The organism is Ancylobacter tetraedralis (assembly GCF_014195655.1).
GTDB classification, from domain to species: Bacteria; Pseudomonadota; Alphaproteobacteria; order Rhizobiales; family Xanthobacteraceae; genus Ancylobacter; species Ancylobacter tetraedralis.
In genome coordinates, this window is the sequence record NZ_JACICD010000001.1 from 627,832 (window position 1) to 640,886 (window position 13,055).

Annotated in this window: 12 protein-coding genes; 9 read left to right on the forward strand and 3 right to left on the reverse strand. The window is 65.8% G+C overall.

The window, feature by feature from the left end; genetic code table 11:
- Positions 1 to 2: 2 nt before the first annotated feature.
- Genes FHS55_RS02850 through FHS55_RS02860 form a run of 3 tightly spaced genes read right to left on the reverse strand, consistent with a single transcriptional unit; the run spans position 3 to position 3,036 of the window.
- Positions 3 to 851 carry a carbohydrate ABC transporter permease gene (locus tag FHS55_RS02850; protein ID WP_183188150.1) on the reverse strand — a complete coding sequence of 283 codons (849 nt, stop codon included), beginning with the start codon at positions 849 to 851 and terminating at the stop codon, positions 3 to 5.
- On the reverse strand, positions 848 to 1,753 hold the full coding sequence (locus FHS55_RS02855) for a carbohydrate ABC transporter permease (protein ID WP_183188151.1): 906 nt from the start codon (positions 1,751 to 1,753) through the stop codon (positions 848 to 850). The genes FHS55_RS02850 and FHS55_RS02855 overlap by 4 nt, the downstream gene beginning before the upstream one ends.
- Before the next feature lie 8 nt (positions 1,754 to 1,761).
- Positions 1,762 to 3,036, reverse strand: coding sequence for an extracellular solute-binding protein (locus FHS55_RS02860; protein ID WP_183188152.1), 1,275 nt, complete (start codon positions 3,034 to 3,036; stop codon positions 1,762 to 1,764).
- A 113-nt stretch (positions 3,037 to 3,149) separates the two neighbouring features.
- Here FHS55_RS02860 and FHS55_RS02865 point away from each other — a divergent pair, with 113 nt between their 5' ends.
- The 9 genes from FHS55_RS02865 to FHS55_RS02905 all read left to right on the forward strand — a co-directional run bounded on the left by FHS55_RS02865 (position 3,150) and on the right by FHS55_RS02905 (position 13,021).
- Positions 3,150 to 4,340 (forward strand): ROK family transcriptional regulator, encoded by a 1,191-nt coding sequence (locus FHS55_RS02865; protein ID WP_183188153.1) that lies wholly within the window; start codon positions 3,150 to 3,152, stop codon positions 4,338 to 4,340.
- Positions 4,341 to 4,393: 53 nt separating this feature from the next.
- On the forward strand, positions 4,394 to 5,236 hold the full coding sequence (locus FHS55_RS02870) for a MurR/RpiR family transcriptional regulator (protein ID WP_183188154.1): 843 nt from the start codon (positions 4,394 to 4,396) through the stop codon (positions 5,234 to 5,236).
- 174 nt (positions 5,237 to 5,410) lie between these two features.
- On the forward strand, positions 5,411 to 6,616 hold the full coding sequence (locus tag FHS55_RS02875; RefSeq protein WP_183188155.1) for an ABC transporter ATP-binding protein: 1,206 nt from the start codon (positions 5,411 to 5,413) through the stop codon (positions 6,614 to 6,616).
- On the forward strand, positions 6,616 to 7,533 hold the full coding sequence (locus tag FHS55_RS02880; protein WP_183188156.1) for a carbohydrate ABC transporter permease: 918 nt from the start codon (positions 6,616 to 6,618) through the stop codon (positions 7,531 to 7,533). The genes FHS55_RS02875 and FHS55_RS02880 overlap by 1 nt, the downstream gene beginning before the upstream one ends.
- A 23-nt stretch (positions 7,534 to 7,556) precedes the next feature.
- Entirely contained in the window at positions 7,557 to 8,372 is an 816-nt protein-coding gene (locus tag FHS55_RS02885) for a carbohydrate ABC transporter permease (protein WP_183188613.1), read from the forward strand.
- Positions 8,373 to 8,460: 88 nt separating this feature from the next.
- The gene (locus FHS55_RS02890; RefSeq protein WP_183188157.1) at positions 8,461 to 9,741 is read left to right on the forward strand and encodes an ABC transporter substrate-binding protein; all 1,281 of its coding nucleotides are present in this window, start codon (positions 8,461 to 8,463) and stop codon (positions 9,739 to 9,741) included.
- Between the two features lie 71 nt (positions 9,742 to 9,812).
- Positions 9,813 to 10,652, forward strand: a complete 840-nt coding sequence (locus tag FHS55_RS02895; protein WP_183188158.1) for a phosphodiesterase — start codon at positions 9,813 to 9,815, stop codon at positions 10,650 to 10,652.
- 15 nt (positions 10,653 to 10,667) lie between these two features.
- Positions 10,668 to 11,336 (forward strand): HAD family hydrolase, encoded by a 669-nt coding sequence (locus tag FHS55_RS02900; protein WP_183188159.1) that lies wholly within the window; start codon positions 10,668 to 10,670, stop codon positions 11,334 to 11,336.
- Between the two features lie 53 nt (positions 11,337 to 11,389).
- Positions 11,390 to 13,021 carry a Na/Pi cotransporter family protein gene (locus FHS55_RS02905; protein WP_183188160.1) on the forward strand — a complete coding sequence of 544 codons (1,632 nt, stop codon included), beginning with the start codon at positions 11,390 to 11,392 and terminating at the stop codon, positions 13,019 to 13,021.
- Positions 13,022 to 13,055: the final 34 nt, after the last annotated feature.

Below are 13,055 nucleotides of genomic sequence, written 5' to 3' on the forward strand. Positions count from 1 at the left end.
GGTCATCCTTTCATCATCCCGTCGGCGAAGCCGCGCACGATCCAGTCGCGGAACAGCACCGCCAGCAGGATCACCGGCACGACGCTGATCAGCGCCGCCGCCATCATCTGGCCGAACACGGTCTGGTACTGGCCGGCAAAGGCGGCGATCACCAGCGGGACGGTCTGCGCCGACTGGCGCGTGAGGATCAGCGCGAAGAAGAACTCGTTCCACGCCTCGACAAAGGCGAAAACGGCCGCGGCGCCGAGCGGGGGAAGCGAGATGGGCAGCACGATGTGCCAGAAGGTCCCGATCACCCCGGCCCCGTCGATCGCCGCCGCCTTTTCCAGACCGTCGGGAATGCCGAGGAAGAAATTGCGCAGGATCCAGATGACGATGGGAAGGTTGAACGAGAGGTAGACGACACCCAGCGAGAACAGATTGTCGATCAGCCCGAGCCGGCTGATGACGAGGAAAAGCGGAATGGCGATGGCGATGCTCGGCAGCATCTGTGTCGCCAGCACGAGGAAGGCGATGGCACTCGCGCGCGGCACCGAGAGCCGGGCCAGCGCATAGGCCGCCGGTGCGCCCAGCGCCAGCGAGGCGAGGGTGGCAAACAGCGCGACGATGAGCGAGTTCAGCATGCCACGTCCGAGCGCCGCCGCCGAACCGATCACCGTGATGAAATTGGAGAGTGTCAGGTTCTGCGGGGAGAGGTCGGGCGGCCGGGCGATGAGCGCCCGCTGTTCCAGCACGCTCGACAGCGCGAGCCAAAGGATCGGCGCCGCTGACCAGATGACGAAGAGGACGAGGCCGGCGCCGGTGAGCAGCCGCAGGCTGAAGCCGCCGCGACGATGATGTGCATAGCTCATCGCGCGGCCTCCCCCGCCGGGCGCACCAGCCGAATGTAGAGAATGGCCAGCAGGATGGTCATGACGAAGATGACGTTGGCGATGGCCGCGCCATAACCGATGTCGAGGAAGTTGAAGGTCACGCGATAGGCGAGGAAGTTCAGCAGCACCGTCGCATCGGCCGGCCCGCCGCGTGTGAGCACGAAGACCAGGTCGAAGATGCGCAGCGACCAGATGGTCTGCAGCACAACAGCGACGGCAATGGCGGCCCGCATGGAGGGCAGCGTGACATGCATCAGCGTCTGCAGGCGGCTCGCGCCGTCCATATAGGCCGCCTTGTAGAGGACGGAGGGCACGCGCTGGAGGCCGGCGAGCAACAGCAGCGCGACGAAGGGCACCGACTTCCACACATCGACCAGCAGGAGGAAATTGAGCGCCGAGACCGGAGTGCCGAGCCACACCTGATAGACGTCGATGATCCCGAGCGACTGGAGAAGGCCATTCAGCACGCCGTAATTGGCGTTGAGGATCCACTTCCACAGCACGGCATTGGCCACCGGCGCGATCGCCCACGGCACCACCAGCAGGATGCGGAACAGCCCGGCGCGTCCGAAGGGATGGTTGAGGAGCAGGGCGATCGCGAAGGCGATCAGCACGACCAGCACCACTTCGGCCGCGGCGAAATAGAGGGTATTCAAGAGCGCCCGGCGAAACGTCTCGTCGGCGACGAGGCGCTGGAAATTGGCCAGTCCCACGAACTGCCGGTCGATGCCGCCAGCCGCGAGCTGCACTTTCTGGAACGCGAGGAGCAGCGATTCCACAATGGGGTAGCCGAGGATCGCCAGCAGCACGACGATCGACGGCGCGAGGAGGAACAGGCCGGCGGTTTGCCGGCGCTGTTCATACGTGGCGGGGGAGGGCATCGGGGCGATCAGCCGCGGCGCTTCACAATGGCGGTAACGAGATCGGAGGCATCCGCGATGGCCTGCGCCGCCGTTTTCTGGCCCTGCAGGGCCTTCTGGACTTCCGTGCCCAGCGCCTGAGTCACCTGATTGAAGTCGGGGGTGACGAAGCTGTTGTAAGGGTGCTTCGCCTGCTCCAGAACCACGGCGGCGTTCGGCAGCTTCTGCTGCACCTCGGGGTCGGCGAGTACCGAGAGCCGGATCGGTAGCCAGCCCGTATCGAGCGCCTGCCGCTTCTGTACGTCGGCATCGAGATAGAACTCGACGAGCTGGCGGGCGAGAGCCGGATCGGCGCTGGTCTTGCTGACGGTCCAGGCATCGGTCCCATCGATCGACGCGCTGCCGGCGGGGCCGGCCGGCAGGATCGCGCTGCCAAGCTTGCCGACGATCTGCGATTGCGCCGGGTCCTGCGCCGCGTTCCACATGAAGGGCCAGTTCATCATCATCGAGGCGCGACCCGCCATCAGCACGTTGGTCGCGTCGTTGATGCCGGCATAGGAGATGGAGCCGGGGTCGGAACCCGGCATCAGGTCCATCATCATCTGCAGCGCCGCCACGCCGGCATCGCCCTTGAAGACGGGCAGGCCGTCCTCGCCATACATCTTCCCGCCCGCCTGCTGGAGGAACGCCATCCAGTAGCTGGCGGTGCCGCCGATGCCGGCTGGATCACCGTAATTGGCGACGAAGCCGTAGCGGCCGGCCCGCGTCAGTTCCTTTGCCGCGCGCTTGAACTCGTCCCAATTTTTCGGCGCAGCGCTGAAGCCGATCTCGGCGAGGTGCTCCTTGTTGTAGAACAAGGTGAGCAACGACAGGGTGAATACCGCGCCGTAGCGCTTGCCCTGCCACGTCACGGTCTCGAAGCTGGAGGCCGGGAGGTCGTCGACGAGCGCCTTCGGCAGGTCGTCGGCGAACGGGGCCAGGAAGGCGGCGAATTCCGGCACCCAGCCGCACATATACAGCACGTTCCAGGGCGCCGAGCCGGACGCGAAAGCGGTGGCCATGCGGTCATGCAGCTGCGGCCAGGCGAGCAGATCATAGCTTACCTGCGCATTGTGCGCCTTCTTCCAGGCCTCGAACGCCGCTTCGGCGAACTTTGCCGCTCCCGGCGGCGCGGGATCGGGCGGCAGGGGGCCGAAGACGCTCAGCGCCTCCGACGCGCGGGCCGTGTCAAAGGGAAGGCTGGCGGCAGCACCGGCCGCACAGGCGGCCAGCAGCATGTCGCGACGCGACAGCAGGACAGACATGGATGGACCCCTTCTGGCTTTTGACTTACGCCTTGCCACCAGAGTGCGAGGGGTGCCTTGCGCTGTCAATAATTATTCCGTCAAACTGACTTATTAATTTAAGTGGTGCTGATATGCTGTCCGCGACGAATGCGGTGAAGTCCAAATCGCTCAATCTCTGGGTGGTGCTCGAGACCGTCCGCATTCGCGGCCCCATTCCCCGTATCGCCATTTCGGAGATCACCGGCCTGTCGAAGCAGGCAACTTCCGATCTCGTCGAGGAACTGCTCTCCCTCGGCTTCGTGCAGGAGGAAAAGTCAGGCGAGCGGCGGGTCGGCAAGCCGCCGAAGCCGATCGCCGTCCGTGCGGATGGCGCTTTTACTCTCGGCTTTCACGTCGATTTCGGCGTGGCGAACGCGGTCGTGATGAATCTTGGCGGCGCGGTTCTTCACCAGGAGGTGCATCCACTCGGCAGCGCCGACGTGACGGTGGTGGCGCAGACGCTCGCCGCGATGGTTCCCCGGCTCCTGACCCGTGGCGGAGCAGGGCGGTTTCTCGGTATCGGCCTCGCGACGCCGGGTCCGTTTAACGTTCCCCGCATGAGCCCGCCCCGCCTGCCGGGATGGGATGGTCTCGCCCTGCAGCGTGCGCTGGCGGAGGCGACGAACCATCCCGTGGCACTCGCCAATGACGGCCAATGCGCGATATCCGCCGAAGCGCGTTTCGGTGTCGCCGCGCGCCAGCTGCACGATTTCGTCTACCTCTACATCGGCGACGGACTTGGCACCGGCATCATGATCAATGGCGTAGTCCTGGCTGGCGCCCGGGGAAATGCCGGCGAACTCGGGCACACGATCGCGGTTCCCGGCGGGAACGCCTGCGTCTGCGGCAAGAAGGGGTGCCTGGAAACCTATGTCAGTGTCGAGGCGCTGCGGCGATTCCTGGCGTCGCGGGGGGCGGGTCCGGTGCCGGATCTGAGCGATCCCGTCGCGGCCGACCATCCGCTCGTGGCGCAGTGGATCGAGCAAGCCATCGTGCCGCTGCGCGATGGCATCAATACGCTGGAAAATCTCTTCGATCCCGAGACGATCATGATCGGCGGCAATGCGCCGGCCTGGCTGATCGACGCCCTTATCCGGACGGTGGAGCCGCTTCACGAATCGATCGCCTTGCACGGTAATCGTGATCTGCCGCGCCTCATGCGGCCCGATCTCGGCGCGGACGCCGTGGCGCGCGGCGCTGCCACCCTGCCGATCCTCACGCTGCTCAATCCGCATTACCGCAGCGCGGACGGCGCAAGGAACGGGGCGGAGAGCGAGGGCTGACCCGACGGAAAATGGAGGGTGGCAGAGGCCGCGTCATGGAGTAAAACACCAGCATGCCGCGCGACAGCCACTCCCCGACGACCAGCAATTCCCAGGCGGGCACCGGATATTCCGGCCCTCTCGCTTATCTCGAAGCCAGCATGCCGAGCCTGCCGAATGTTCTGGCGCGCACGGCGCTGTACATCGTCGAGAACCCGGAGAAGGTCGTTCGCTTTTCGCTCAAGGAACTCAGCCGGCTGTGCCGCGCTGGCGAGGCCAGCATCATTCGCCTGTGTCAGATGTCGGGGTTCAATGGCTTCTCCGATTTCAAGCTGGCGCTGGCTGGCGAACTGGCCGTACGCGACACGGTCGGGACGGAGGCGGTGCCGAAGGACGAGCACCAGCTGCTGACGCTGGCTGGCGAACTTTCCCGCTCGGTGACGCGCACGGCGGAAGGGCTCGATCTCGCACTCGTGCAGAAGGTCGCCGATCGGCTGCGCCCGCTCCATCGCATCGACATTTATGGCTCGGGCGTCTCCGGCATCATTGCCGAACTGTTCTCCTACCGGCTTTTGCGCTCCCGCCTGAACGCGCACGCCTTTCGCGATGTCACCCTCGCTCACGAGGTGGCGAACGGCCTCGGGCCGCATTCGGCCGCGATCGCCATTTCCGAATCCGGCGTGACCCTCAACACCGTCGATTTCCTGCGAACGGCACGCGCGGCGGGGGCCTACTGCGTCGCGGTGACGTGCCACCCGAAAAGCGCGCTGGCGCGCCACGCCGATGTGGTGCTGCCCATGGCGAAGCTGAACATCCCGGCCTATGGCGGCTACATCAACGCGGTGCCGCGGGCTGTCTACATCGCGGAGGCGCTTGCCGCGCTCGCGGCGCCTCGCGGACCCGACATTGACGCCTGATGGAGTTTTTCTCCATTGATGGCGTCATAAAAATGAAGTAATGCTCCATTAACGTCCCGCTCATGAGGACGTCGCGCCCATTCGGGCTGGATCCTGCGCAGGCGTGGAGTTTTGCTCCGTGGCGCAACGGCGCAGGCAACTAAACGGCACCATAAACAGAGGGCGACCGTGCCAATGGGGACATCATCGCGTGGCCTGAAAATCAGGGGCCTCGGCAAGCATTTCGGCGATACCACCGTTCTTCGAGGCCTCGACCTCGATGTGATACCGGGAGAATTTCTCTGCCTGCTCGGCCCTTCGGGCTGCGGCAAGTCCACGCTTCTGCGAATTCTCGCGGGTTTCGAGGAGCCGACGGAAGGCACCATCGAGACCGAGGATGGCGCCAGTCTCATCGGCGTCATGCCGAGCCGTCGCGACATCGCGATGGTGTTCCAGAGCTTCGCGCTCTATCCGCATATGAGCGTCCACGACAACATTGCCGCGCCTCTGGTGATGCGGCAGATGTCATGGGCGCAGCGGCAGCCGTTGCTGGGTGCCCTCCTGCCGCGCGGCCGCGCCATTCGCGGCGAGATTTCGAGCGCGGTGGAGCGCGTCGCGGCGCAGCTGCGCATCTCGCACCTGCTGGCACGCAAGCCGGGCCAGCTTTCCGGCGGTCAGAAGCAGCGCGTCGCCATCGGCCGCGCGCTGATCCGCGAACCGCGGCTGTTCCTGATGGACGAGCCGCTCTCCAGCCTCGACGCCGCGCTGCGGACCGAGATGCGCGGTGAGATCGTCGACCTCCAGCGCCGTCTTGGCATCACCACCATCTATGTCACGCATGACCAGACCGAGGCCATGACCATGGCCGACCGCATCGTGCTGATGATGGATGGAAGGGCGCTGCAGATCGGCACGCCGACGACGATTTTTCATGATCCGCGCCACATCGCCGTGGCCAAGTTCCTCGGCACGCCGGCGATCAACATCCTGCCGGGCGACGTGTCGGGGCGTCGCGTCCGGTGCCTCGGGCGCGATCTTCCCGTCACCATGACGGAGCCCACGGACCGCCCGGTGCAGATCGCGGTGCGGCCGGAAGACATGACGATCCGCGTCGGCGGGAAGGGGAGCGCCATTGCCCCGTCATGGATGGCGACGGTCGAGCGCCTGGAGCCGATCGGGCATGAGACGCTGGTCCACGCGCGTGTGGATGAGGGGCCACGGGTCATCGTCCGCCTGTCCGGCCCGCAACTCGCGGGTTTCGCAATGCCCGGCGATGCCCGCGTGGCGATCGGGTTCGATCCCGTCGCCCTCAAGCTGTTCGACGAGAGCGGCGCGCGCCTCACCCACATCGCGGGCGACCGCGACGTCGCGCCGGCGCCGCATCATGCGGAGGCGTCGTGATGAGCGGCACCTCTGTCCTTCCGCGTGCCCGGCGACGGCCGGCCGCGAACCGGGCCGCGGTCCATGGCCTCTTGCTGGCCGGGCCGGCCATCCTCTTTCTTTCCCTGCTGATGGTCGCGCCGATCTTCGTGGTGTTCGGGCTGAGTTTCACCGACTACAGCCTCGGCGCGATACAGTTCTCCTTCATCGGCCTGGGCAACTATCTGCAGATCGCCAGCGATGCCCGCGCGTTGGGCGCGATCGGCCACACGCTCGTCTATGTTGCCATCGTGGTGCCGATTGCCGTTCTGCTCGGCCTGTTTCTCGCGCTCATGATCCAGCAGCGTCGGCGGCTGCGGCACACTTACGAAGTGCTGTTCTTCCTCCCGGCCACCAGCACCTTCGTCGCCATGGCGCTGGTCTGGCAATTCCTGCTGCATGGGCGGATCGGCCCAATCAATGACTGGCTGGTGTGGATCGGCCTGGGACGGATCGACTTTCTCACCAACCCGGCAACGGCCCTGCCGACCCTGGCGGTCATCGGCGCCTGGCAGCTGGTGGGCCAGACCACGATCCTGTTCCTCGCCGGTCTTTCCTCCGTGTCGTCCGACATCTACGACGCGGCCGCCCTCGATGGCATGGAGGCGGGCTGGGATCGCTTCATCCGCATCACCTTCCCGATGCTGGGGCCGACGACCCTCTTCGTAGTCGTCACCACGACGATCACCGCCTTCCAGGCGTTCGATGGGGTCGCGGCCCTGACGCAGGGCGGGCCCGCCGGTTCGACGGAAACGCTGCTCTACAAGATCTATCTGGAGGCCTACCAGTACACCAACATGGGCTACGCCTCGGCGCTGTCCATCCTGTTCCTGGCGTTCATCGCGGCGCTGTCGATGTTCCAGATCTTCGTCGCCGAGAAGAAGGTGCACTACTCATGAGCGCGCCAAACGCTTCAAGGGATATGCTGCGCATGGCAGGCGCCAATGCGGTTCTCATGGTCGTTGCCGCGATCATACTTCTGCCCTTCGCCTGGATGTTGCTAACGGTCATGCGCTCACCGGCGGAGATCTTCAGCGATCCATTCGGCCTGCCGCAGGGATTCGGCATCGTGGTGGAGAATTTCCACCGCGCGTTCACCACGGTGCCGATGGCGCGCTTCCTGTTCAACGGCGCTGTCGTGGTGACGGTGCTGCTGTTCCTGCAGCTGGCCGTGTCGATACCCGCCGCCTATGCACTGGCGAAGTTCCCGTTCTCGGGCCGTAACCTGCTGTTCGGGCTGGTCGTCGCGGCGCTGTGCGTGCCCATTCAGGTGCCGATGCTGCCGATCTACATCGCCCTTGCCTATGCTGGAGCGCTGGACAGCTATTTCGCGCTGATCTTTCCCTTCCTCTTCTCGCCCTTCGCGATCTTCATGCTTCGGCAACAGTTCAAGGCGTTCCCGAACGAGATCATCCAGGCGGCGCGGCTCGATGGCTTCAGCGAGATCCAGATCCTGCTCAAGCTCATCGTGCCGAGCGCGCGCCCCGTCATTGCCGCCTTCGCGGTTTTCTCGATAACGGCGCACTGGAACGATCTCTATTGGCCGCTGATCGTCGTCTCGTCGCAAGACATGGCAACGCCGCCGCTCGGTATGCTGTACTTCCGCGATGGTGACCTCGGCACCGACTACGGTGCCCTGATGGCGGGAGCGATCGTCACCGTGACCCCGGTGATGGTGATCTTCCTCATCGCCCAGCGTCAGTTCATCAAGGGGCTGACCATGACGGGCCTCAAATGACCTAGACATCCGCCTCCCGCCGAGGCGGCTGCCCCTGGCCCACCTTTCCCGCATTCTTCTTCATCTTCTGCTCAGGAGACGATCCCCCATGTCCAAATGGATGCAGTTCCTCGCGGCGGGCTGCCTCGCTGCCGCGGTGGCTGGCCCGGCGCTTGCCGAGCCGATCACGCTCAACGTGCAATATTCGTGGCCCTCGCATAAGCGCTTTCACGATCCGCTGGCGGAAGCCTTCATGAAGACGCATCCGGATATCCGGATCAATTATCTGGCGCCGGCCGCCAGCTACACCGATGGCCAGCAGCGCATGCTGCGTGGCGCGGTCACCGGAAACCTGCCGGATGTCTGGTACTCCGGCTACAGCTATCTGAACGAGCTGATCCGCACGCTGGAGCCGCGCGGCGAGAGCGTCCCAATTGGCGATTTCCTGGGCAAGGAAAGCACCGATTGGGTGAAGGCGAACTATTCCGAGCAGACGCTGCGGCTCGGCCAGGTTCAGGGCAAGCAATGGGCGCTGCCCTTCACCGCCTCCACCCCCATCGTCTATTACAACAAGGATCTGCTCGACTCTGTCGGCGCCTCCGCCGATGCGCTGAGCAGCTGGGACGGCATCGTCTCGACCGCAAAGAAAATCTCCGCCGCCGGCAAGGCGGACGGCATGTCCTATGCCGCGAATGAATGGGGCGACGACTGGCTGTGGCAGGCGCTCATCCTGAACGCCGGCGGCCACATCATGAATGCCGACAGCACCAAGGTGACGTTCGGCGACGACAGCGGCAAGAGCGCCGTGACGCTGCTGCGCCGCTTGGTGGTCGAGACCGGCATGCCCTTCCTCGACGAGGATCAGGCGATCCAGCAATTCGCCTCCGGCAAGCTGGGCATCTTCATCGGCTCCACCGCCGAAGTCCGCGTCATGGGCCAGACCATCGGCGGCAAGTTCCAGTTCGGCACCTCGCCTTATCCCAAGGCCATCAAGGGTGAGGGCGGATTGCCGACGGGCGGCAGCGCGGCGGTCGTTCTCACCAAGGACGCCGCCAAGCAGCGCGCCGCCTGGGAGTTCATCAAGTTCGCCACCGGCCCGGAGGGTCAGAAGATCGTGGTGCTGGGCTCGGGCTACATGCCCACCAACCTGCGCACGACCGAGTCAGAGTATCTGGGCACCTTCTACAAGGAGAATCCGGACTGGACGACCAGCCTCAAGCAGTGGCCGATCGCCAAGCCCTGGTTCGGCTATCCCGGCGGCTCCGGCCCGCGCATCTGGGACGAGCAGAAGGTCGTGCTTTCCAAGATCATGCGCGGCCAGGTTACGCCGGATGAAGGCCTTGCCTCGCTCGTGGAGCTGACCAGCCGACTGGCGCTTTCCAAGAACTGACGTCTCCGGACGGCAACGGCGCGCGAGCTTCACGGCTCGCGCGCCCCTTCGGATGCAGGAGCAATCATCCCATGAGCAAGATCATCCAGCTGTCGGATCTCCATCTCTGCCCGGAAGGCGAGCGCGTCGTGGGTTTCGATCCCGAAGCGCGGCTCCGGTCGGTTCTCGACACGGTGCGGCGCGAGCATGCCGATGCCGACCTGTGCCTCGTCAGCGGCGATCTCACCGATCGCGGGGACGAGGCCTCCTATCTGCGGCTGCGCGGGATTCTGGGGGATTTCCCGGTGCGGCTCTGCCTGATGTTGGGAAATCATGACAGCCGCACCCCTTTCCGCCGCGTCTTTCCGCAGGCGCAGGACGACGGGGCGGGCTTCGTGCAGGGCGTCATCGACCTCGGCGATCAGCGGCTGGTCTTTCTCGACACGCTGGACGAGGAATTTCCAAGCGCGGGACGCCTGTGCGCGCGCCGCCTCGCCTGGCTTGAGGCGACGCTTGCCGTCGCGCCGACCACGCCGACCCTGCTGGCGCTGCATCATCCGCCCTTCGATCTCGGCATGGAGTATTTCCGCTACATGCTCCTCGCCGACGGGGCTGAGCTGGAAGCGCTGCTGGACCGGCACCCGCAGGTCATCCACCTCGCCTTCGGCCACGTCCATGTCCCGGTGTTCGGGCGTCGGCGCGGACGCTCCTTCTCCGCGGCGCGCGGCACCTGCCATCCCATGCTGCCCCCTTTCACCGGCATGGCGACCGACTATGTCGACCGTCCGCCCTCCTACGAGCTGATCCTGTTCCAGGGCGAGACGGTCATTCTCCATCACATGCAGGTCCAGCCGGACGAGACCCCGGTTGCGCGCGAGGTTGCCGATTTCGATGGCGGCCCCGGCTCTCTCGAAATCTTCAGAAACGTCTAAGTCATGAGTGCATCGATGCCTTTTTCCCTTTTCATCTGCGATTGCGACGGCGTGCTGGTTGACAGCGAACTGCTGGCTTGCCGCATCGACGCCGAGGAACTTGCCCGGCGCGGCTTTGCCGACTACCCGCTGGAAACCGTGCTCAGGCGGTTCGCCGGCGTCTCGCAAACCGACTTCATGGCGACGGTGGAGCGGGAAACCGGCCGAGCGCTAGGCGAGGACTTCGCCGAGGCCGTGGCCTCCCGCGTCAAGGAACTATTGCGGACGGAACTGCAGCCCCTGCCGGACGCCGGCGCCGTTCTGGCGTCGCTGCCGCTGTCGAAATGCGTGGCGTCCAGCAGCACGCCGGCCAAGCTCGATCTGGCGCTCACCGTCACCGGGCTCAAGGATCAGTTTGCGCCGCACATTTTCAGTTCGGTTCTCGTCGAGCACGGCAAGCCGGCTCCTGATCTGTTCCTCTACGCCGCCAAGGCGTTTGGGACGCCTGCGGAGCGCTGCTGCGTCATCGAAGACAGCGTTGCCGGTGTGAAGGCGGCCCGGGCGGCGGGAATGGAGGTCATCGGCTTCACCGGCGGGGCGCATTGCGGACCGAGCCATGCGGAGCGGCTGCTCGAGCATGGCGCGTCGACAACGGTCCAGCGCTGGACCGATGTGCCCGGCGCGCTGGAGAGGCTGGCCAACTGATCCGACCGGATAGTCGGCCCCATGCCGCCATGTTGTGAAAGAGGAGGTCACCCATGCTCGACCTGATGGGCGCGGTCGCCCTGCTCCTGTGGGGGCTGCGCATGGTGAAGACCGGCGTCGAACGCGCGTTCGGGACGCGCCTGCGACGCTGGATCGGCGCTGGAACGCGCAACCGCTTTCTCGCCTGCGGAGTGGGGCTGGTCGCCACGCTCGCCCTGCAGAGCAGCACGGCGTCCGCCCTGATGACCGCCGCTTTTGCCGGCAGCGGCTATATGTCCGGCGCGATGGCGCAGGCGGTCATGCTCGGGGCCAATCTCGGTACCAGCCTCGTCGCCCGCCTGCTCTCATCCGGCCTGGAGGTGTTGTCGCCGGTGCTGATCGCCGCCGGCTTCGCCACCTTCACGCTGGCGAGCGCCCGCGTGTGGCGGTCGAGCGCCCGCGCCGTGCTCGGCGCCGGGCTGATGCTGCTGGCACTGCATCTGCTCGGCCAGGCGACGGAGCCGATGCGCCATGCGCCGGTGCTCGCCGCACTGATGGCGGCACTCGGCGCGGTGCCGGTGCTGGCCGTTCTCGTCGCGGCGATGCTGGCCTGCGCCGCGTCCTCCAGCCTCGCCGTGGTGCTGCTGGTGATGGCGCTTGCGGAAGGGGGCACGCTCGCGCCGCCGCTGTCCCTCGCCCTGATGCTCGGCGCCAATCTCGGCGGCGCCGTGCCGCCGGTGCTCGCCAGCCTCAAGGGCACGCCGGCCGGACGGCGCGTCACCCTCGGCAATCTCGCGATCCGTCTTGCCGGCTGCGCTCTCGTGCTCCCCATGGCCGGCCCGCTGGCGCTGTGGCTCGCCCCCCATATCGGCGATGCCGGCCTGTTCGTGGTCGACGCGCATATCCTGTTCAACCTCGCCCTCGCCCTCATCGGGCTGCCGCTGCTGGATCCGATGGCGGCGGCGATGCGGCGGCTGGTCCCCGATGCGCCGGCCGCGCCCGACGGTCCTCGCCATCTCGATCCAGCCGGCATCGACACCCCGGTGATCGCCCTCGCCAACGCCGCCCGCGAGACGCTGCGCATCGGCGACCGGGTGGCTACCATGCTGGAGGGAAATCTCGAGGCGCTTCGTCGCGACGACACAAGGCTCTGCGCCGCCGCCGCCACACTCGACGACGAGGTGGACCGGCTCAACGAGGCGGTGAAGCTCTATCTCGCGCGCTTGTCGCGCGCCAATCTCAGCGAGGCCGACGCTGCCCGCGCGAGCGAGATCGCCGATTATGCGGTCAATCTCGAGCATATCGGCGACATAATCGATCGCAACCTGCGGCAGATCGTGTCGAAAAAGATCCGCCATCATCTCAGCTTCTCCACTGAGGGGCGCGCCGAGATCGATGCGTTCTACGAGCGCACCCTCGCGAACCTGCGCCTCGCCCAGAGCCTGTTCCTGGCCCGCGACCCCGAGCTCGCCCGCCAGCTGGTCAAACTGAAAGTCGACGTTCGGCGCTTCGAACAGAATTCCGCCCAGAGCCACTATGAGCGGCTTCGCGACGGGAGGATGGAGAGCGTCTCCACCAGCGCGCTGCATCTCGACATTCTCCGCGATCTCAAGCGGATCAACGCTCACATCGCCTCGGTCGCCTATCCAATACTGGAGCAACAGGGCGCCCTGCGCGATAGCCGGATGGTGAAACCTCTTGCATAGAAGGCAGCACACGAAGATCGCATCCTCAATCTCA